The 20571-nt window shown below is 65.7% G+C and carries 20 protein-coding genes; 11 read left to right on the top strand and 9 right to left on the bottom strand.

What is annotated here, in order from left to right:
- Nucleotides 1-17 precede the first annotated feature (17 nt).
- Entirely contained in the window at nucleotides 18-1232 is a 1215-nt protein-coding gene (gene argE / locus H7F36_RS08300) for an acetylornithine deacetylase (RefSeq protein ID WP_187054222.1), read from the bottom strand.
- Between the two features lie 100 nt (nucleotides 1233-1332).
- On the opposite strand from argE, the gene H7F36_RS08295 reads away from it, so the two are divergent.
- From H7F36_RS08295 to H7F36_RS08285, 3 genes are all read left to right on the top strand, one after another.
- Nucleotides 1333-2526, top strand: a complete 1194-nt coding sequence (locus H7F36_RS08295) for a glycerophosphodiester phosphodiesterase (protein ID WP_187054861.1) — start codon at nucleotides 1333-1335, stop codon at nucleotides 2524-2526.
- A 91-nt stretch (nucleotides 2527-2617) separates the two neighbouring features.
- On the top strand, nucleotides 2618-3817 hold the full coding sequence (locus H7F36_RS08290; RefSeq protein ID WP_187054221.1) for a M20 aminoacylase family protein: 1200 nt from the start codon (nucleotides 2618-2620) through the stop codon (nucleotides 3815-3817).
- Nucleotides 3814-4923: a M14 family metallopeptidase gene (locus tag H7F36_RS08285; RefSeq protein WP_187054220.1), complete on the top strand. Its 1110-nt coding sequence runs from the start codon at nucleotides 3814-3816 to the stop codon at nucleotides 4921-4923. The genes H7F36_RS08290 and H7F36_RS08285 overlap by 4 nt, the downstream gene beginning before the upstream one ends.
- Before the next feature lie 37 nt (nucleotides 4924-4960).
- Here H7F36_RS08285 and H7F36_RS08280 read toward each other — a convergent pair whose 3' ends face one another.
- On the bottom strand, nucleotides 4961-5746 hold the full coding sequence (locus tag H7F36_RS08280) for a type III pantothenate kinase (RefSeq protein ID WP_187054219.1): 786 nt from the start codon (nucleotides 5744-5746) through the stop codon (nucleotides 4961-4963).
- A gap of 25 nt (nucleotides 5747-5771) precedes the next feature.
- Nucleotides 5772-6209: a rhodanese-like domain-containing protein gene (locus H7F36_RS08275; protein WP_187054218.1), complete on the bottom strand. Its 438-nt coding sequence runs from the start codon at nucleotides 6207-6209 to the stop codon at nucleotides 5772-5774.
- Between the two features lie 91 nt (nucleotides 6210-6300).
- Between H7F36_RS08275 and H7F36_RS08270 the strand changes: the two genes are divergently transcribed.
- The 4 genes from H7F36_RS08270 to H7F36_RS08255 are packed head-to-tail and all read left to right on the top strand — an operon-like array spanning nucleotide 6301 to nucleotide 10950.
- Complete coding sequence (locus H7F36_RS08270) at nucleotides 6301-6741, top strand: CopG family transcriptional regulator (RefSeq protein ID WP_187054217.1); 441 nt, start codon at nucleotides 6301-6303, stop codon at nucleotides 6739-6741.
- 51 nt (nucleotides 6742-6792) lie between these two features.
- Nucleotides 6793-7983, top strand: coding sequence for an alpha/beta hydrolase family esterase (locus tag H7F36_RS08265; protein WP_187054216.1), 1191 nt, complete (start codon nucleotides 6793-6795; stop codon nucleotides 7981-7983).
- Nucleotides 7984-8039: 56 nt separating this feature from the next.
- On the top strand, nucleotides 8040-9398 hold the full coding sequence (gorA, locus tag H7F36_RS08260; protein WP_187054215.1) for a glutathione-disulfide reductase: 1359 nt from the start codon (nucleotides 8040-8042) through the stop codon (nucleotides 9396-9398).
- A gap of 34 nt (nucleotides 9399-9432) precedes the next feature.
- Nucleotides 9433-10950, top strand: a complete 1518-nt coding sequence (locus H7F36_RS08255) for an AMP nucleosidase (protein WP_187054214.1) — start codon at nucleotides 9433-9435, stop codon at nucleotides 10948-10950.
- A gap of 15 nt (nucleotides 10951-10965) precedes the next feature.
- On the opposite strand, the gene H7F36_RS08250 is transcribed toward H7F36_RS08255, so the two are convergent.
- From H7F36_RS08250 to H7F36_RS08235, 4 genes are all read right to left on the bottom strand, one after another.
- Nucleotides 10966-11742 (bottom strand): sulfite exporter TauE/SafE family protein, encoded by a 777-nt coding sequence (locus tag H7F36_RS08250; protein ID WP_187054213.1) that lies wholly within the window; start codon nucleotides 11740-11742, stop codon nucleotides 10966-10968.
- Complete coding sequence (locus H7F36_RS08245) at nucleotides 11729-12487, bottom strand: ArsR/SmtB family transcription factor (RefSeq protein ID WP_187054212.1); 759 nt, start codon at nucleotides 12485-12487, stop codon at nucleotides 11729-11731. The genes H7F36_RS08250 and H7F36_RS08245 overlap by 14 nt, the downstream gene beginning before the upstream one ends.
- 91 nt (nucleotides 12488-12578) lie before the next feature.
- The gene (locus tag H7F36_RS08240; RefSeq protein ID WP_261802624.1) at nucleotides 12579-13529 is read right to left on the bottom strand and encodes a pyridoxamine 5'-phosphate oxidase family protein; all 951 of its coding nucleotides are present in this window, start codon (nucleotides 13527-13529) and stop codon (nucleotides 12579-12581) included.
- Between the two features lie 14 nt (nucleotides 13530-13543).
- Complete coding sequence (locus tag H7F36_RS08235) at nucleotides 13544-14224, bottom strand: glutathione S-transferase family protein (protein WP_187054211.1); 681 nt, start codon at nucleotides 14222-14224, stop codon at nucleotides 13544-13546.
- Between the two features lie 116 nt (nucleotides 14225-14340).
- Between H7F36_RS08235 and H7F36_RS08230 the strand changes: the two genes are divergently transcribed.
- From H7F36_RS08230 to H7F36_RS08220, 3 genes are read left to right on the top strand one after another with little or no spacing between them, the layout of a single operon-like run.
- Nucleotides 14341-15231 (top strand): LysR family transcriptional regulator, encoded by an 891-nt coding sequence (locus tag H7F36_RS08230; protein ID WP_187054210.1) that lies wholly within the window; start codon nucleotides 14341-14343, stop codon nucleotides 15229-15231.
- A gap of 23 nt (nucleotides 15232-15254) precedes the next feature.
- Complete coding sequence (locus H7F36_RS08225; RefSeq protein ID WP_261802535.1) at nucleotides 15255-16193, top strand: ATP-binding cassette domain-containing protein; 939 nt, start codon at nucleotides 15255-15257, stop codon at nucleotides 16191-16193.
- Between the two features lie 2 nt (nucleotides 16194-16195).
- Complete coding sequence (locus tag H7F36_RS08220; protein WP_187054208.1) at nucleotides 16196-17035, top strand: ABC transporter permease; 840 nt, start codon at nucleotides 16196-16198, stop codon at nucleotides 17033-17035.
- Between the two features lie 61 nt (nucleotides 17036-17096).
- On the opposite strand, the gene H7F36_RS08215 is transcribed toward H7F36_RS08220, so the two are convergent.
- On the bottom strand, nucleotides 17097-17414 hold the full coding sequence (locus H7F36_RS08215) for a hypothetical protein (protein WP_187054207.1): 318 nt from the start codon (nucleotides 17412-17414) through the stop codon (nucleotides 17097-17099).
- 259 nt (nucleotides 17415-17673) lie between these two features.
- Between H7F36_RS08215 and H7F36_RS08210 the strand changes: the two genes are divergently transcribed.
- Nucleotides 17674-19116: an NAD-dependent succinate-semialdehyde dehydrogenase gene (locus H7F36_RS08210; protein WP_187054206.1), complete on the top strand. Its 1443-nt coding sequence runs from the start codon at nucleotides 17674-17676 to the stop codon at nucleotides 19114-19116.
- Nucleotides 19117-19246: 130 nt separating this feature from the next.
- Here H7F36_RS08210 and H7F36_RS08205 read toward each other — a convergent pair whose 3' ends face one another.
- Nucleotides 19247-20539, bottom strand: a complete 1293-nt coding sequence (locus H7F36_RS08205) for a DEAD/DEAH box helicase (RefSeq protein ID WP_187054205.1) — start codon at nucleotides 20537-20539, stop codon at nucleotides 19247-19249.
- Nucleotides 20540-20571 lie beyond the last annotated feature (32 nt).

Raw genomic sequence — 20571 nt, 5'->3', positions numbered from 1 at the left:
TTTCAACGCCAGCAAGTTCAACGGATATCGCGCGTGATCGACAGCCCCTGCAGGAACTGCTCGCAGCGCGCGAGTTGCGCCAAGGTGACGAACTCGTCCGGCTGGTGCGCCTGCATGATGCTGCCTGGGCCGCACACCACCGTCGGAATGCCGGCGCTCTTGAAGATGCCCGCTTCGGTGCCAAAAGCCACCAGCGTGGTGCGCTGCTCTTTCGACAGGCGCTGGGCCAGCTTGGTGATCGGCTCGTTGGCGGTGCTCAAAAAGCTCGGCACCTCGCAGATCGTCTCGAAGGTGAAGCCGGCGTCGGGCGCAACCCGCTTCATGGCTTCTTCGGCGCGCGCGGCGTAGGCGACGACCTCTCTCTGCATGGCCGCCGCATCGGCAGTGGGCAGGTTCCTGAATTCGTAGCGGAACTCAGCGTCGCGCGGCACCACGTTGTCGGCGATGCCGCCATGAAACTGGCCGACGCTGGCGGTGCTGAACGGCACATCGAAGCCTTCGTAGCGGCGCTCGCTGTTCTCAAAGCCATCGGCCATGTCGCGCACCTTGTTGACCACGCGCGCCGCCATCTCGATGGCGTTGACCGACTGCGGCGTGAGCGACGAATGGGCCTCCTTGCCGCGCACGCAACACTTGTAGCGGTACACGCCCTTGTGGGCGATGGCCGGCACCATGTTGGTGGGCTCGCCGATGATGCAGGCCACCGGCTTCACCAGCTGCTCCTTCATGTCGGCGATGAGCTCCCTGACGCCGAAGCAGCCGACTTCTTCGTCGTAGCTGAAAGCGAAATGCACCGCGTAGGGCGAGTCGCTCTCGATGAAGTGCTCGGCATTGGCCAGCGCGATCGCAATGAAGCTCTTCATATCGGCGGAACCGCGGCCGTAGAGGCGCGGCTCGGCGCGCTCGACCTCGCCATCGGCGCGCAGGCCTTCTTGCGGCCAGTCCTGCACCATGGCGGAGAGCGGATCGACCGTCCAGTCCTGGCCGTCCCACGGCACGGTGTCGGTGTGGCCTGAAACGATGATGCCGTTGGGCTTGCCGGCGCCCAGCGTGGCGAAGAGGTTGGCCTTTTTCTTGTCGGCGCTGTAGGTGAGGCGGCTGCGCACGCCCAGGCCGGCAAGGTGGTCGCGGGCAAAGTCGATCAACTCGAGATTGCTGTTCGCGCTCACCGTGTTCATGCGCACGAGGGTCTGGGCAAATTCGAGGCTGCGGGCAGAAAGGGTTTGCGACATGAATTTGATTGTCCGGGAAGTCGGATGCGCCGCGCATTCGACTGAAGCGTCATAGTGCCGGTGTAGGCTGCAGTTTTACTCGCACGGAGCCAGTTTGATGATGAAACCATTTGCAACGGCACTCACTGCCGCCGCCACGCTCGCACTCGCTGCATGCGCCATGCCCGGTGCCGATTCGGCCAAGGGCCTGATCACCCTCGACGGCAAGCAGCCGCTGGTCGTCGCGCACCGTGGTGCTTCAGGGTATCTCCCGGAAGAGACGATGGAAGCCTATGCGCGCGCCGTCGAGCTGGGTGCCGACGTCATCGAAATGGACCTTCTCATCACCAAGGACGGCGTGCTGGTCGCGCGGCACGACCCCAACCTGGCAATCAGCACCGACGTCGCGAGCCATCCCGAATTTGCCGCGCGCAAGAAGACGATGAAAGTCGACGGCGAAACGCAGACCGGCTGGTTCATTCAAGACTTCACCCTGGCAGAAGTCAAGACGCTGGGCGGTATTTCGACCGACGCAGAGCGGCCCCAACAGTTCAACGGCAAGTTCAAGGTCGCGACCTTCCAGGAGATCCTCGACTTCCAGAAGCTGAAGACGCGCGAAACCGGCCGCGCCATCGCGATCTACCCGGAAACGAAGAACCCGACCTGGTTCCGCGACATGGGGTTGCCGCTAGAAGACAAGCTCATCGCGATGATCAACGCCGCGGGCCTGAACAGCAAAACCGCGCCCATCTACGTCCAGTCGTTCGAGCCCGGCAGCCTGAAATACATGAAGAGCAAGGGCCTGAACACCAAGCTGATCCAGCTCATCGACGGCGACGGCATCGACATGAAGACCGGCGCCATGACCTATGCGATTCCGGTCGACCGGCCTTACGAATGGGCCAAGGCGGGCGACGCGCGCACCTTCAGCGCGATGGTGACGCCGGCCGGCCTGGCTGAAATCAAGACCTACGCAGACGGCATCGGCCCGTGGAAGCGCTACATCATCAGCGTCAAGGGCACGATCGGCGCCGACGGCAAGCCGGTCGACGTCAACAAGGACGGCAAGATCAACGATGCCGATGCCACCTCGATCACGCCGACGACGCTCGTTGCCGACGCGCACAAGGCCGGCCTCTTCGTGCACCCCTTCACTTTCCGCAACGAAAACCGTCGTTTGCCGATCGACTACGCGGGCGACCCGAAGAACGAATACCTGGCGTACTACCGCTTGGGCGTGGATGGCGTGTTCACCGACTTCACCGACACCGCGATCGCTGCCCGCACAACGTACATGAGAGAAATCGGGCGCTGAGCAGCATTCCGGGGGCAAGGAAGCCGCGCCGTGCCACCCGGCACGGTACTGGCTAGACTGGCGTTTTGATCGCCACGCCAGTCCACCCCCAATGAAACTCATCGACTCCCTCGTTACCCAGGCCGCCGGCATCGCCTCGATCCGGCGCGACATTCACGCGCACCCTGAACTCTGCTTCAAGGAAGTGCGCACCGCCGATGTGGTGGCAGCCAAGCTCACCGAATGGGGCATCCCGATCCATCGAGGGCTTGCGACCACCGGCGTGATCGGCATCGTCAAGAACGGCACCAGCGACCGCGCGATCGGCCTGCGCGCCGACATGGACGCCCTGCCGGTCACCGAGCTCAACACCTTCGCCCACGCCAGCCAAAACCAGGGAAAGATGCATGCCTGCGGCCACGACGGCCACACGGCGATGCTCCTTGCTGCGGCCCAGCACCTGGCCAAGAACCGCAATTTCGACGGCACCGTCTACTTGATCTTCCAACCGGCAGAAGAAGGCGGCGGCGGCGCCCGCGAGATGGTCAAGGAAGGCCTGTTCGAGAAGTTTCCGATGGACGCGGTGTACGGCATGCACAACTGGCCGGGCATGAAGGTCGGCCAGTTCGCGGTGAGCCCCGGACCTGCGATGGCGTCGAGCAACGAATTCAAGATCACGATCCACGGCAAGGGCGGCCATGCGGCGCTGCCGCACACCGGCGTCGACCCGCTGCCGGTGGCTTGCGAGATGGTGCTCGCGTTTCAGACCATCCTCACGCGCAACAAGAAGCCGACAGACACCGGCCTGATTTCGGTCACGATGATTCATGGCGGCGAAGCCAGCAACGTGATCCCAGACACCTGCCAGCTTCAAGGCACAGTGCGCACCTTTACCCATGAAGTGCTCGATTTGATCGAGTCGCGCATGAAGAAGATCGCGGAGCACATCGGCGCCGCGCACGACTGCGAAGTCGACTTCTACTTTCACCGCAACTACCCACCGACCATCAATTCGACGGATGAAGCCAACTTCGCGCGCGGCGTGATGGCGAGCATCGTCGGCGAAGACAACGTGCTGGTGCAGGAAGCGGCGATGACAGCCGAAGACTTCTCCTTCATGCTGCTGGCCAAGCCCGGCGCCTATGCCTTCATCGGTAACGGCGACGGCGCGCACCGCGACATGCACCACGGCGGTGGGCCGTGCACGCTGCACAACGCCAGCTACGACTTCAACGACGATTTGATTCCCCTCGGCGCAACCTGCTGGGTCGAGCTGGCGGAGCAATTCCTCAAAGCGCGGAGCATCGCGTGATCGGGGTTGTCGAAGCCTTTTCCCCGACCTATTCGATCGCGCGTGCCAAGTTCCTGAAGGCGTGCGCCGCGGCTGGCCTGACGGTCGATTCGCATGTGCATCCGCTCAAGGGCGGTGAAGGCGAAGAGATCGCGATGGACGTCGCGCTCGACGGGGCAGCCGATGCAAAGCAGCTGCTCATGGTCACCAGCGCATGCCACGGCGTCGAAGGCCATTGCGGCAGCGGCGTACAGGTGTTCTCGCTGTACGACGACGAGTGGCGCGACAAGGCGCGCGCAGCCGGCGTTGCCGTGCTTTATGTTCATGCGCTGAACCCGCACGGCTTTTCGCACGGACGGCGCGTCACCAACGAGAACGTCGACTTGAACCGCAACTTCTCCGACTACACGAAGCCGTTGCCGGTGAATGCGGCCTACGCCGAACTGCACGCGCTGCTGCTGCCAGCCGCCTGGCCACCGACACCGGACAACCAGGAAGCCATCAACGCGTGGATCGCGACGCACGGCGTGGCGGCCTACCAGGCTGCCGTTACCGGAGGGCAGTACCAGTTCGAAGACGGCTTGTTCTTCGGCGGCAAGGCGCCGACCTGGAGCAACCAGACCTTCCGCACGGTGCTGCGCACGCATGCGCAATCGGCGCGTGGACTGGCATGGATCGACCTGCACACCGGCCTCGGACCCAACGGCCTCGGCGAACGCATCTTCGCGGCCCGCGACGACAAGGCCGCGTACGCGCGCGCCAACGCCTGGTGGGGCACGCCGGCGATGCCGGTGACCTCGATCTACGACGGCTCGTCGACCTCGGCCTTTTTGACCGGCCTGATGTGCGGCGCGATATACGACGAATGCCCCGCGGCCGACTACACCGGCATCGCCCTCGAATACGGCACGCAGCCCATCATGGAGGTGACCGGCGCGCTGCGGGCCGACCACTGGCTGTACCAGCATCCCGAGGCGCCGGCTGAGCTGGCGTCATCGATCCGCGCGCGCATGCTCGAAGCGTTCTATACCGACATGGATGCGTGGAAGGGCCAGATCATCAGTCAGGCGCGACAGGCGATGTTCCAGGCGGTGGATGGCCTCACGGCCGCCGATTCCGCTCGCTGAGTCGACTGAGGCCGCGGCATTCCGCGGCAGGCCGCGCTCAGGCGGCGCGCGCTTCGGCGATGACCAGCAGCCCGTCCATGATCAGGCTCTCGACCAGCTCGAAGTTCACGTTCATGGAAGGCGCCATCTTCCAGCCCGCACCGCCGGTGATGTAGCAGGCCGGCTCGGCCCCGCAGTGCGTTCGCACGTGCTGCACCATGCGCTCGACCGCACCTGCGATGGCGTAGGTGCCACCACTGGTCAGCGCATCGCTGGTGTTGGTCGGAAACTCCCGCACCTCGCCGGTCGGCACATGCAGCCCGGCGGTGCCCGACTCCAGCGCGCGCAGCATGATTCCGTGGCCCGGCAAGATGAGGCCGCCGAGGAACTTGCCTTCAGCGTCGATCGCCTCGACCGTGACCGCGGTGCCGATCATCACGACCACCATCGGGCGCGAGCCTTTGTCGAGCTCGCGCTGTTGCGCCAGCATGCGATGGCGCGCGCCGATCATCGCCACCCAGCGGTCCGCGCCGAGCCGCGTCGGATGGTCGTAGCCGTTGACGATGCCCGCCTCCGCCGCGCTTGACACCACCCAGCGCGGCGAGCAATCGAAGCGCTCGTGGACCTGTTCTTCGGCGCGACGCCGCACGGCATCGCCGGCTACCACGCAGCCGAGCATCGAGACGGGCGCGATCGGCAGATCGGCCCACGGGCCGTCGGCCAGCTTCTCGATGTGATCGAGAAACTCGGCCCCCGAAGCCAGCGCGACGGCACCGGGACGTGCCATGTCGTAGAGGGCCCACTTGAGCCGAGTATTGCCGATATCGATCGCGAGAAACGCCATGCGCGGGATTATCAGCCTCGGCGCCTCAGTTCTGCTTCCACGGCAAGCCATGAAACCGCCAGCCCCCAGTGCGTCCGCGATGGCCTTCGGCATCGGGGTTGCCTTCGAAGCCTTCCAGGATGTTGTAGGCCTCGATGCCCAGTTGCGTCACGCGTTTGGCGGCCGGGATGGAGCGCACGCCGCTGCGGCACAGCAGCACGGCCTTCTTGCCTTGCGGCACCGCTGCACGCATCGCGCTGTCGAAGCCTTCATTCATCGCCATGCCCGGCCACTGCTTCCATGCCAGCGGCACCGCGCCGGGCACGTAGCCGACCCATTCGCGCTCCGCGTCGCTGCGCACGTCGATCAGCACGGCCGCATCGGTGGCGACCCATTGCGCTGCCGTTTGCGGCGTGATGTCGCCGGCGTAGCCTTCGGCGGGATCGATGGCCGAAGGCGCGGATTTGTCAGATGGTTGGGTCATCCGGAAATTCTGCCAGCGCGCGCCTACTTAAAGTTATTCGCCTACGAATCAGCCCCTTACCATCCGTACGGATGGTGGTAGGATGCTTTTCATGAACCAGACCGCCACCGCCACCGCCGTCGCGTTGCAGCCCGCCAAAGCCAAGCCGCTCGACTCCGAGAAGATCACCATCAACCTCGGCTACGTCGACCTCGGCCACATCGATCTGCTGGTGAGCGAAGGCTTCTATTCGAACCGCACCGACTTCATCCGAACCGCCATCCGCAACCAGCTCACCGCGCACGGTGAAGCGCTCAAGCAGGTGGTCGCCCGCAAGATGCTGGTGCTCGGGCTGCAGCAGTTCGACGCGGCTGCGCTCGAGGCAGTGCGCGCGGCCGGCCAGACTTTGCAGATCCGCGTACTGGGGCTCGCGGCCATCGGCCTCGACGTGACGCCGGAGCTCGCACTGGCCACCATCGATTCCATCACCGTGCTGGGGGCGCTGCATGCCAGCGCTGCCGTCAAGACCGCGCTCGCCGGCCGCATCCGCTAGACCTTGAACATCCGAACAGCCGAACAGCCGAAGACCCGACCCAAAGACGTCATGAACAACCTCTTCCAAAAATTGATGACCGAAGCGACGAAGCTGACCCACAGCGGGCAGTTGCAGGCCGCGACCGATGCGATCCAGCGGGCGTTGCGTGGGGCCACGCAGGCGGCGCAAACCGGTGCTTCACAAGCAACTTCGGCGTTCGAGTCCTCGAATCGGGCAAAGCCCGATGCCGCTGCGCGCACGACGCCACCTGACAACACCAGCGTCGTGCTCGATGGCTGTACGCGAATGGTGGACACGCCGGCTGTTGCAGCCCCCGAGGCCGAAGCCCTCCCCGAGCAATGGACCGACGGCAGCTTTACCCACCAAGGCCGCACCCTTGACTACAAGCTGTACGTGCCACCGAGCGCCGCCGCTACCCCAGGCTCGGCCATCACGCCGAGACCGCTGTTGCTGATGCTGCACGGCTGCACGCAAGACCCGGCCGACTTCGCCACGGGCACGCAGATGAACACGTTGGCCCGCGAGCTCGGTGTCGTCGTCCTGTACCCGGCGCAGACGCAGCATGCCAATGCGCAGCGATGCTGGAACTGGTTCAAGCCGCAGCACCAGCAGCGCGGCCGCGGCGAGCCCGCGTTGCTGGTCGCGCTGACCGAAGCGGTCATGGCCGAGAACCACGTCGATCCGGCGCGGGTCTACGTCGCGGGGCTGTCGGCCGGCGGTGCCATGGCGGACATCCTCGGGCGCTGCTATCCCGATGTCTTCGCGGGCGTCGGCGTGCACTCCGGTCTGCCCAGCGGCGCGGCGACCGATGTGATGGCGGCGCTGTCGGTCATGCGCAGCGGCGCGGGCGCGACGCCCCACGCCGCCGCTTCCTCGACCTCTTCCAACACGACGGCCTCCATGCCGCCGCTCATCGTGTTCCACGGCGATGCCGACACCACTGTCAACCCGCGCAACGGCGATGCCGTGGTCGACGCCGCAGTCGGCGCCGATCCGTCGACGCCGCGCATCGCCGAAGGCAGTTCGACGGCAGGCCAACGCTTTACGCGCACCGTCTACGCGGCCGCGCCGGGACGCAATACGGTCGAACACTGGCGCCTGCACGGCGGCGGCCACGCCTGGTCGGGCGGGAGCTCGCAAGGCAGCTTCACCCAGCCGAACGGGGCGGACGCCAGCGCAGAAATGCTGCGCTTTTTTCTTGCGCATCCACTGCGGCGCGAGCCGGTAGCCGTTCAATAGGCCTTGCCACCAGCGCATATCGACAGCCGGCTACAGTCGTCGTCAAGGAGGCTTTCATGCCCACATACGACTTCGATTTATTTGTCATCGGCGGCGGCAGCGGCGGCGTGCGCGCATCGCGCATGGCCGCGCAACGCGGTGCCCGTGTTGCGCTGGCCGAGGCGGCCGAACTCGGCGGCACCTGCGTCAACGTCGGTTGCATTCCCAAGAAGCTCTACAGCTACGCGGCCGGCTATGCGGAAGCCTTTGCGGAAGCGCCTGGCTTCGGCTGGACGCTGTCGGAGCCGCCGCGCTTCGACTGGGCGCACCTGAAGGCGCAGCGCGCAAAAGAGATCACGCGGCTCAACGGCGTCTATGCCTCGTTGCTGAAGACTGCCAACGTCACGCTGTTGAACGGCTGGGCGCAACTGGTCGACGCCCACACCGTGGATGTCGACGGCACGCGCTACACCGCGAAGCGCCTGCTGATCGCCACCGGCGGCACGCCCTGGGTGCCCGAACTGCCCGGCCGCGAGCACATCGTCACGTCCGACGCCATGTTCGACCTCGACCCGTTTCCCAAGCGCCTGCTGGTGGTCGGCGGCGGCTACATCGCATGCGAGTTCGCGTCGATCTTCAACGGTCTCGGCGCCAAGGTCACGCAAGTCCATCGCCGGGCGCACCTGTTGAGCGGCTTCGATGACGACGTGCGCCAATTTCTCGCAAGTGAAATGGGCAAGGCCGGGGTCGACATCCGCCTCAGCAGCGAAATCGACTCCATTTCGCGGGGCCCGGGCGGGCTGAACGTGATGCTCGCGCGTGGGAACTCCATCGAAGTCGATACGGTGCTCTTCGCGACCGGTCGTGTACCCAACACCCAGGCGCTCGGGCTGGAGGCGGCGGGTGTAACCGTCGACGAGCGCGGCGCCATCGCGGTCGACGCGCACTACAAGACATCGGTGCCGTCGATCTACGCCGTGGGCGATGTGTCGAGCAGCGTGCAGCTCACGCCGGTCGCGCTGGCCGAGGCCATGGTCGTGGTCGATGCGCTTTTCGGCGATCGACAGAGAAAGCTCGACTACGAGTTCATCCCGACGGCGGTGTTCACCCATCCGAACATCGGCACCTGCGGTTATTCGGAGACCGATGCGCGCGAGAAGTTCGGCAAGGTCACCGTGTTCTGCACCGAATTCCGCGCCCTGCGCCATACCTTGTCGGCGAGCACCGAACGCACCTTCATGAAGCTGGTGGTCGACAAGGCCAGCGACCGCGTGGTCGGGCTGCATTTGGTCGGCCCCGATGCCGGCGAGGTGGTGCAGGGCTTCGCCGTGGCCATGCGCGCCGGCGCGACCAAGGCGCTGTTCGACAGCACCATCGGCATCCATCCGACCGTTGCCGAAGAATTCGTGACGATGCGGGAGCCTGTGGCCGGCTGATTCGCAATGCTTTCGGGCGCTGCACAATGTCCGCATGCCCTACATGCCAGCCTTCATCGCACCCGCCCGCTTCACCGATGCCGCCGAAGCACTCGAACAGGTTCGCAGCATCTACAACGGCGGCCTGCAGCATCTGCGTGACGCCATGCAGCGCTTCGTCGATGGGGACAGCCTGCCGGGCCGGGTGCGGGCGTGCTACCCGTTCGTGCGGGTGCACACGCACACCGTCTCGCGCAACACGCCACCCGCCAACGCCGGCCTGAGCTACGGCTTCGTGGCCGGTCCGGGGCGTTACGAGACGACGTTGACGCGGCCCGACCTCTTCAACCGCTACTACCTGGAACAGTTCCGCCTGCTGCTTGAGAACCATCAGGTCGAACTCGAGATCGGCACCAGCACGCAGCCGATTCCCATCCACTTTTCGTTCACCGACAACGACCACGTCGAAGTCTCGATGAGCCTCGACCGCCGCGCGCTGATGCGCGACGTGTTCGACCTGCCCGACCTGCACGCGATGGACGACGGCATCGCCAACGGAACCTTCGAAGCCAAACCCGGCGAGGCCCAGCCGCTGGCGCTCTTCACCGGCGCCCGCGTGGACTACTCGCTGCACCGCTTGCGCCACTACACGGGCACGGTGCCGGAGTGGTTCCAGAACTTCGTGCTGTTCACCAACTACCAGTACTACATCGACGAGTTCGTGCGGCTGGGTCATGAAGCGATGACCGACGAGAAGAGCGAGTACGTCGCCTTCATCGAGCCGGGCAACGTGATCACGCGACGGCGCGGTCTGGCCGCTGGCGCCGACACGACCTATCGCGAGTTGCTCGACGGCAGCCAGGGCACGGCGCCACCGCGCTTGCCGCAGATGCCGGCCTATCACCTGGTGCGTGAAGACCGAAGCGGTATCACGATGGTCAACATCGGCGTCGGTCCGGCCAATGCCAAGACCATCACCGACCACGTCGCGGTGCTGCGCCCGCATGCCTGGATGATGCTCGGCCACTGCGCCGGACTGCGCCCGAGCCAGCAACTCGGCGACTACGTGCTGGCCCACGCCTACGTGCGAGAAGACCACGTGCTGGACGAAGAGTTGCCGCTGTGGGTGCCCATTCCAGCGCTGGCCGAAATCCAGTTGGCGCTGGAGCGCGCAGTCGAACAGGTGACGAAAGTGAGCGGCCCCGATCTGAAGAAGTTCATGCGCACCGGCACCGTCGCCAGCACCGACAACCGCAACTGGGAACTGCTGCCCGGCAACCAGCCGCAGCGCCGCTTCAGCCAGAGCCGCGCCGTCGCGCTCGACATGGAAAGCGCGACCATCGCCGCCAACGGTTTCAGGTTTCGGGTGCCCTACGGCACGCTGCTGTGCGTGAGCGACAAGCCGCTGCACGGCGAGATCAAGCTGCCGGGCATGGCCAATCATTTCTATCGCGAGCGCGTCGAGCAGCACCTGCGCATCGGCATGGCGGCCATCGACATCCTGCGCAGCGAAGGGTCGAGCAAGTTGCACAGCCGCAAGCTGCGCAGCTTTGCCGAGGTGGCGTTTCAGTAAAGTTTCAACGCGGTTTCAATAGGCTGCCCGCGCGGCCATGTAAGCGCCGAGCAAGCCGAGGCCGATCAGGAAACAGCGCTTGAAAACGGCCGGCGACAGGCGTTCGCGCAACCATTGCCCCGCCGCCATGCCGACCAGCGCAGGCAACAGCATGGCCACCGACAGGGCGAGTGTCATGGCGGAATAGCTGCCGCCGTGACCCATGTCGAAGACCAATGCGACGGCCAGCGCCACGGTCGACGTGGTGAACGAGATGCCCATCGCCTGCACCAGCGCATCGCGCTGCAAGCCGAGCGCCTGCAGGTAGGCCACGGCCGGTACCACGAAGACGCCCGTCACCGCAGTGACCAGCCCGGTGACGACCCCGACCAGCGGCCCGAGCCAGCGCTCGTGGCGCGGCCCGATCACGAAGCTCCGGCCAAGCAAGCCCCACGCCGCATAGCCCATCAGGGCGACGCCCAATAGCATCGACGCCCACGCGCCCGCCGGTGCGCCGAACAGCAGCGCGCCGGCCCAGGTGCCCACGCAAACGCCGACCTGCATGCCAGCGATGCGGCGCCACATCGCTGGCACAGAGGACCACGGGCGGATCTGCCAGAGGTTGGTGACCAGCGAAGGCACGATCAACAAAGCCGCAGCCTCGACCGGTGCCATCCAGAGCGCCAGCAGCGCCATCGACACGGTGGGCAAGCCGAGGCCGATCACACCCTTGACGACACCGGCAGCGACGAAGACACCGGCGACCGCTGCCATGGCCGCCGCGGCCGGCACGCTCCACTCAGCGGCGAGCATGGGTCGACGGCGCTGCACGCACCGCGAGTGGTTGTGTGCTCGGGCCGAACAGTTCCGGCATCTCGCGCTCGGCCTTCGGCGTGACGGTGAGCGCACGGCCATCGAGCGCCTGCCGCACCCAGACGCGCCGCACCGCCAGTTGTAGGCACGCCGCGCCCAGGGCGCCACCGAGATGCGGCCGCCGCTCGCTCCAGTCGAGGCAGGGGCACGCGAAGCGTCGTCGCGATCGTCGTGCGGCATCGACGTCGAGGCCCAGGCTTTCAAGCGCGACGGCGCCATCGGTCGTGAGGTCGTATGAGCCGCTTTGCAGACCGCTCAGCCAGCCTTGCGCATGAAGGCGATCGTGCAGCGCGACGCCTGCGGTGCCGGCCATGTGGTCGTAGCAAGTGCGGGCGCTGCGCAAACGCGTCGGCGTGTTGGGCTCGAAGGCCGGGAGCGGTGCGCCGGCCACCACGAGCAGGCTTTCAAGCGCGGCAGCGACATCGCCGTCGGCCAACCGGAAGTAGCGATGCCGGCCTTGCGCGAGCGACTCGACAAGACGCGCTTCCTTCAAGCGCGCGAGGTGCGCGCTGGCCGTCGATGCGGCAACCTCGGCAACGACTGCGAGCTCGGTCGCAGTGCGCGCGTGTCCGTCCATCAGGCAGCAAAGCATCCGGGCGCGCGCCGGCTCGGCGATGGCACCGGCGAGCCGGGCGAGCCGCACATCGGCATTCGGGGACGAATCAGGAGCGGCATCGGATTTCATCGGTCGATGCTACGGCGGCGCCACATCGGACACTTCGTTCATCAGCGAAGTGTCGAAAGCGTTTACGTCGACGTCAGCACCAACCCGCCCCCTACAGCGACTGAACCCAACGCAGCGGAAGCGCTGCGGGCCGCCGAAGCATGCGATCGACACGCAGCCGAACGAGCCGCTCTGCGCCCGGGAGCGCATCGACCTCCGGACCGCTCCAGACGATCTCCGCCGTGACGGCGAGCTGCAGCAGATCGCCGCTGTCGTAGTCGATGAACAGCAGGCCGGCGCGCGGGTTCAGTGCGAGATTCCCCAACGTGTTGAAGAAGCGGTTGCCGCTGTAATCAGGCACCGTGAGCACACCCTGGTCGTCGATGCGAACGAAGCCGGACGGCCCGCCGCGATGCGACACGTCGACACCGTGCGATGGCTGGTCATCGGTGCCGCTACGGGGATGCGCGGTGGCGATGAAAAAAGTGTCGGCACTGGCGATCAACAGACGCGCTTGGTCGTCGAGCGCGTCGAGTCGCACTGCTGCAGTCGATGCGCGGTGCGCAGTACGCACAGACGACTCGACCGCAGCGTCCTCAGCAGCAGGCGCGAAGCTGGCTTGCCGCCGCACGATGTACTTGGGGCAATTGCCGAAGCTCTGTCCCACCGCGATGCCGAAGCCTTCTGCATCGACTTGATCGAGCCACCCGTTCATGCGATTGCGGCGACGCGTGTGAGGCTCGATGCCCAGAACTCCGATCGGCGCACCGACCTTCAACGCATCGGACAAAGGGTCGTCCCTCATTGGCAGTGAATCGATGCGCAGATGCCGCGTATTCGGGGCGTGAGCGAATCCCGGCGGCCCGGCCAGCACGCTGGCCCACGGCTGGCCGCTCGCATCGACGCTGCCGAACATCACGAACGGCAACTGCGCGAAGAAGGCGCGATGCTGGTCCGGCATTGCATCGCGCATCACGAGCGGGCCGATCTCGGCCAGGCGTTCGCGCAAGCCGACACGCGCCTGCAGCGCCTGCTCGCCCAGATGAAAAGCTTCGTCGGTTATTGCGTTCACGGCAGTCAGGCCAACATTGCCGCCGACGAAGCAGCAAGCCCGACCGGCGTGCGCAGCATGGGCACGAAACCCGGCAGCGCCTCAACACGTTCGAGCCACGCGCACAGTTGCGGGTACGGTTCAAGCGACACGTTGCCTTCTGGCGCACAGGCCACGTAAGCGTAGTTGGCGAGGTCGGCCAGCGTGGCCGTCGCGCCGGCAAGAAACACTTCCGTGCCCAGTTGCGCCTCCATGACCTGCAGCAGCGCATGCGAGCGTGCGACCGTCTCGGTCGGATCGGCCGGACGGTTGAACACCACCAGAACGCGCGCCGCCGCCGGGCCGTTCGCCAGCGGTCCGGCCGCGACCGACAGCCAGCGCTGCACGTGCGCCGCACCGAGCGCATCGCGCGGCATCCAGCGCGCCGGGTCGGGCGCATAACGTTCGTTCAGGTAGACCAGGATGGCGTTCGAATCGGCCAGCACGACATCGCCATCCTCGATGACCGGCACTTGGCCGAAGGCGTTGAGCGCCAGAAACTCCGGCGTGCGGTGCGCGCGCTGCATGAAGTCGATCTCGCAGCAGTCGAATGGCAGCCCGAGGATCGACAGGAACAACCGCACGCGGTGCACATGCCCTGAGATGACGTTGCTGTAGAGCTTGATGGGTTGCGCTGGCGGCGGATTGTTGCGGGTCGGGTTCGACATGGTCGGCTTTCAAATGAATGCAATGACCCGATTCTTTTCTCTTGCAGCCCAAGCATGAATAGCGATTTGGACATTTGACTGCTGCACTTTTCGGTTTAATCGGTTTAATCTGCACCATGGACCGACTCAAAGCCATGCAGACCTTCGTGCAGATCGCCGATCAGGGCAGCCTCACCAAAGCCGCCGATGCCATGGGCAGTTCGTTGCCTGCGGTGGTGCGGTCGCTGGCCGCACTCGAAGCGCATCTGGGCGTACGGCTTTTTCATCGCACCACGCGGCGCAACTCGCTGACCGAAGAAGGTGTTCGCTACCTGGAAAGCACGCGCGATGTGCTGGCAGCCGCCGACGCGGCCGATCTGGCGCTGACAGCCGAGGCTAGCGAACCTGCAGGCCGGCTCACGGTGACCGCGCCCGTACTCTTCGGCCACATGTACGTCGCACCGGCGATCACGCGCTTTCTGGCGCGCTACGAGACCATGCATTGCAGCGTGCTGCTTCACGATCGCCAGGTCAACCTGCTGGAAGAAGGCGTCGACGTCGGCATCCGCATCAGCCCGCTCGCCGACTCGTCTCTGGTCGCGCAGCGGCTCGGCACGGTGCGGCACGTGGTGGTGGCGAGCCCCGACTATCTGGCGCGCCACGGGACGCCCGGGCACCCGCGCGAACTGGCACATGCCAACTGCGTGCGCGTGCATCCGAACAGCACCGCGCCGTGGGGGTTCGAGCATCAGGGCAAGCCGTTCTCCGTCGCGACGCGAGGCAACCTGGACTTCAACCACATCGCGCCAGCCATCGAGTCGTGCGCGGTCGGCATGGGCTTCGGCTTGTTCTTCTCCTACCAGGTGCTGCCGCACGTTGCGCAAGGCCGCCTCAAGATCGTGCTCGATGCCTTCGAGCCGCCGCCTACGCCGGTCCACGTGATCTATCCGCATGCGCGCTTGTTGCCTGCACGCACGCGGGCCTTTGTCGACTGGATGAAGGCGGAGTTCACCGGCCTCGCGCTGTGACGGCGCGGGCCCACAATGGGTCGGTGACAGCTTCCACCCACTCTCTCTTCAAAGCCCGCAACCTCAGCAAGCGCTACGGCAGCAACACGGTCGTCGACGATCTCTCTTTTGACATCGCGCCCGGCGAATGCCTGGGCGTGATCGGGCCGAACGGCGCCGGCAAGACCACGACCATCCGCATGTGCCTCGGCCTCACTGTCCCTGACAGCGGAACCATCGAGGCGCTCGGGCTGTCGATGCCGCGCGACGCGCTGGCCATCAAGGCGCAGATCGGCGTGGTCACCCAGTTCGACACGCTCGACCCTGATTTCAGCTGCGCCGAAAACCTGGTCGTCTACGGCCGCTACTTCGGCTTCAGCAAACGCGAGATCTTGCCGCGTGTGCCCAAGCTGCTCGAGTTCGCGGCGCTCTCGCACAAGGCTGATGCCAAGCCAGGTGAACTCTCCGGCGGCATGCGCCGGCGGTTGTCGCTGGCGCGTGCGCTGGTCAACGATCCCAAGCTGCTGCTGCTCGACGAGCCCACGACCGGGCTCGACCCGCAAGCGCGCCACCTGATGTGGGAGCGGCTGCAGGTTCTGTTGCAACAAGGCAAATCGATCTTGCTGACGACGCATTTCATGGACGAAGCCGAGCGGCTGTGTTCCCGCCTTTTGGTGCTCGACCATGGCCGCAAGATCGCCGAAGGCAAGCCGCGCGATCTCATCGCCGAACATCTGGAACCCGACGTCGTCGAGGTGTACGGCAACGGCGCCGTCGCGCTGGCCGAGGTGCCCGAACTGAAGGCGATGGCCGCGCGCGTCGAGGTCAGTGGCGAGACGGTTTTTTTCTACACGCAGGATGCGCGTGCGTTGCTGGCGGCGCTGGGCGCCCGGCAAGGCGGGCTGCGCACCTTTCACCGGCCGGCCAACCTCGAAGACTTGTTCCTCAAGCTCACCGGCCGCCAGATTCGCGAGGACGGCTAGGCATGACCACGACCACTGCAAAGAACACCATTGCGGCGAACGCCGCGGCCCCATCGATCTGGCGGCCGCCGGCACTCTCCATGCGCTGGTGGCCGGTGTTCCTGCGCAACCTGCTGGTGTGGCGCAAGCTGGCGATCCCGAGCCTCATCGGCAACATCGCCGAGCCGTTGATCTGGCTCGTCGCCTTCGGCTACGGCATGGGCGCGCTGGTCGGCCAGGTCGCGGTTGATGGCGTCAAGGTACCGTACATCCTGTTCCTCGCGAGCGGCTCGATCTGCATGAGCGCCATGAACGCGGCGAGCTTCGAGGCGCTCTACTCGGCCTTCTCGCGCATGCATGTGCAAAAGACGTGGGACGGCATCATGAACGCGCCCGTGGGGCTCGACGACATCGTGCTGGCCGAGATGCTGTGGGCCGCGTTCAAGTCGATCTTCACGGTCACCGCCATCCTCTTCGTGATGCTGGCGCTGGGCATCAGCCACAGCCCCAAGCTCATCGTCGCGTGGCTGGTGCTCATCGCCTCGGGCATCACGTTTTCGAGCATCGCACTGGTCTTCAATGCGCTTGCGAAGGGCTACGACTTCTTCACCTATTACTTCACGCTCTTCATGACGCCGATGATGTTCCTGAGCGGCGTGTTTTTTCCGCTGGAGCAATTGCCTGGCGTAGTGCGCGTCATCGCGGCCTGGTTGCCGCTGGCCAACGCGGTGGCACTGGTACGGCCGCTGTTCATGGACCAGTGGCCAGCCGACTGGGTACGCCACGCGGTGGTGCTGGCGGTGTATGCCGTGGCAGCGTTCTGGATTGCGCTGGGGCTGACGCGCAAACGGTTTCGAGGCTGAGCGCGCGACGTCGGCAGGACAGCCGAGAGCGGCCCATCGGCCAAGGACGGCCGGGTCGGTGTCAGATGTCGTCCGGCAGCCGGGGGATGTCGCCGAGCGCCTCGTCATTGCGCAGATCGCCCGCTGCCTTGAGCAGGCCGATCGACAAGCCATCGCGTTGACCGGCAAAGCCTTTGGCGATGCCTTCCAGCGCGGTGGACAACGGCACATCGCCATCGTCGCGCGCGTCGATGCTGATATTCAAGACGCGTGCCGCCATCTGCCGGTACGTGACCACGCCGGCCTTTTCAAGCACCGCCACCAGGTCGAGGTAAAGAGCGAGGTTGAGGTCGAAAACCAACTTGGCTGTCGGGTCGAAGTTGTCGTCGGTGTCTGCCACGGTGCGCTCCTTTTTTCTGCGTGTCTCCCGACACTCTAGCCAAAAAGAAAGTACGTCCATTCGGCCGCGCGTAGGAGGAGCGCCCGACCCTCGATGCAGTCCCGCTGCGACCCCACGCACGAGGCGGTCGCCGGTCGTTGGTAAAGTTGTCGCCCTCGCTGCTGTCGCTCCGCTTGGCCTGGCGCCGTTTTGGCCAACTTCAGATTCAGCGCGGCCACTTTCATCCCACCCTCACTCCTCCTCAGGAAAAGGCACCTTCATGACAACCAGCTATACCGACACCCGCCTGCTCATCAATGGCGAATGGACCGACGCCAAGAGCGGCAAGACCATCGACGTGATCAACCCGGCCACCGGCAAGCCGATCGGCAAGGTCGCGCACGCCGGCATCGCCGACCTCGACCAGGCGCTTGCGTCTGCCCAGCGCGGTTTCGATGCGTGGAAGAACACGTCGGCTCCCGAGCGCGCCAACGTCATGCGCAAGGCCGCCGGCCTGCTGCGCGAGCGCGCCGACGCCATCGCGCGCCTGCTCACGCAAGAGCAAGGCAAGCCGCTGATCGAAGCCCGCGGTGAGGTGATGGCTGGCGCCGAAATCATCGAATGGTTCGCCGACGAAGGTCGCCGCGTGTACGGCCGCATCGTGCCGTCGCGCAACCTGGCTGCGCAACAGCTCGTGCTCAAGGAGCCGGTCGGCCCGGTCGCCGCCTTCACGCCGTGGAACTTCCCGATCAACCAGATCGTGCGCAAGCTCGGCGCGGCTCTGGCCACCGGTTGCTCGTTCCTGGTGAAGGCGCCGGAAGAAACGCCGGCATCGCCTGCCGCGCTGCTGCAATGCTTCGTCGATGCCGGCATCCCGCCCGGCACCGTCGGCCTGGTATTCGGCGACCCGGCTGAAATCTCCAGCTACCTGATCGCCAGCCCGATCATCCGCAAGGTCACCTTCACCGGCTCGACGCCCGTTGGAAAGCAACTGGCCGCGCTGGCCGGCTCCCACATGAAGCGCGTGACGATGGAACTCGGCGGCCACGCGCCTGTGATCGTTGCCGAAGACGCGGACGTCGCGCTCGCGGTCAAGGCGGCGGGTGCTGCCAAGTTCCGCAATGCCGGCCAGGTCTGCATTTCGCCGACCCGCTTTCTGGTGCACAACAGCCTGGTCGACGAGTTCTCGAAGGCACTGGTCAAGCACGCTGAAAGCCTGAAGCTCGGTGACGGCCTGACCGCCGGCACCACCCTCGGCCCACTCGCCAACGCACGCCGCATCACGGCCATGGCCAAGGTGATGGACGATGCGCGCGCCAAGGGCGCCACCATCGCCACCGGCGGTGAACGCATCAGCGGCGAAGGCAACTTCTATGCACCGACCGTCATCACCAACGTGTCGCTCGACGCCGACGTGTTCAACAACGAGCCTTTTGGCCCGGTCGCAGCGGTCCGCGGTTTCGACACGCTCGAAGAAGCCATCACCGAAGCCAACCGCCTGCCCTTCGGCCTGGCTGGCTATGCCTTCACCAAGTCGATCAAGACGGCGCACATCCTCGGTCAGCGGCTCGAACTCGGCATGTTGTGGATCAACCAGCCTGCCATGCCATCGGCCGAGATGCCTTTCGGTGGCGTCAAGGATTCGGGCTACGGCTCGGAAGGCGGCCCGGAGGCGCTGGAGTCGTACCTGGTGACTAAGTCGGTGTCGATCCTCGGCGTTTGACACCGAACGAGACCGCGCAGTAGGTGCCGCCCCGCGCGGCACCTACTGCAGCAGACCGTGATGGTCTGCAAATGAGAAAAGGCATGGGCACTGCGCCCATGCCTTTTTTTTCGCCTGCCTGGTGTGCCCGTCAGTCTTGCGGTACGTCGACGACGGGAGCGCCCACTGCCTGCGCTGCCGCGGCGCGCAGCTTGTCCTTCTTGCTCGGCCGTTTGCCCTTGACGCCGCCCGTGCTCGACGTTGGCGCAGCGATGGCCACTGCCTCCAGGACCGCGACCGCTGCTTCGGTCGGCTCGAAGCCCTCGATACGCTCTCGCGGCAAGCTCAAGCCTTGCCGTTTTTCGATCAAGCTGAAATGCGCCGCGCTCTCCGCCGTGACGAAGCTGATCGCGACCCCGGTTTCCCCTGCGCGGCCGGTGCGCCCGATGCGGTGCGTGTAGTCGACCGGTGAGCGCGGCAGGTCGTAATTGATAACGACGGGCAAGTCGGCGATGTCGAGGCCGCGCGCAGCCAGATCGGTGGCGACCACCACGTCCCAGCGGCTGTCCTTGAACTGCGCCAGGATGTCGGTACGCGTGCCTTGGGCGATGTCACCGTGGAACGGCACGGCGTAGATGTGGTTCTTGTAGAGCTTTTCTGCCACCGTCTGGGCGGCGTGCTGGGTCGCGACGAACACCAGCACGCGCTCCCATTTGCTTTCTTTGATCAGGTGCCGCAGCAACTGGGTGCGGCGGTTGGCGTCGACCTCGATCGCACGCTGCACGATGGCCGGCTCGGTGCCGGGCGCGCCTTGCACTTCGACTCGCACTGGGTCGCGAAGCAGGCTGTCGGCCAGGCCCTGGATCGCGGCAGGAAAAGTCGCTGAAAACAGCAGGTTCTGCCGCTCGGCAGGCAGCATCGCCAGGATGCGCCCGAGCTCTTCGGCAAAGCCGAGATCGAACAGGCGGTCGGCTTCGTCGAGCACCAGCGTCTCGACCGACGCCAGCTTCAGCGCGTTGTGCGCCACCAGGTCGAGCAGCCGCCCCGGCGTAGCGACCATGATGTCGGCGCCGCCGCGCAAGCCCATCATTTGCGGATTGATCGAGACGCCGCCAAAGGCGATGGCAATGCGCAGCGGCTCGGGCAGATGCTGCGCCAGGCTGCGCAGCGCCTCGCCGACCTGCGCCGCGAGCTCCCGCGTGGGCACGAGTACCAGCGCACGGACACGGCGCGGCGTGTGATGCTGCCCGGCTGCCAGGCGTTGCAGCATCGGCAAGGAAAATGCGGCCGTCTTGCCCGAGCCGGTTTGGGCCGAACCGAGCACGTCGCGGCCCTGCAGAATCGGCGGGATCGCAGCCGACTGGATCGGGGTCGGCGTGGCGTAGCCCAACTCGGTTGCGGCGCGCAAGAGGGCGGGAATCAAGCCCAGTGAAGAAAATGGCATGAGGTCAGCGTGCTGATAAAAATATAAACGTC

The sequence above is a fragment of the Variovorax sp. PAMC28562 genome, from assembly GCF_014303735.1.
Taxonomy (GTDB): domain Bacteria; phylum Pseudomonadota; class Gammaproteobacteria; order Burkholderiales; family Burkholderiaceae_C; genus Variovorax.
Note: the sequence above shows the minus strand (reverse complement) of the source record. Positions and strands in the feature narration are given on the sequence as shown.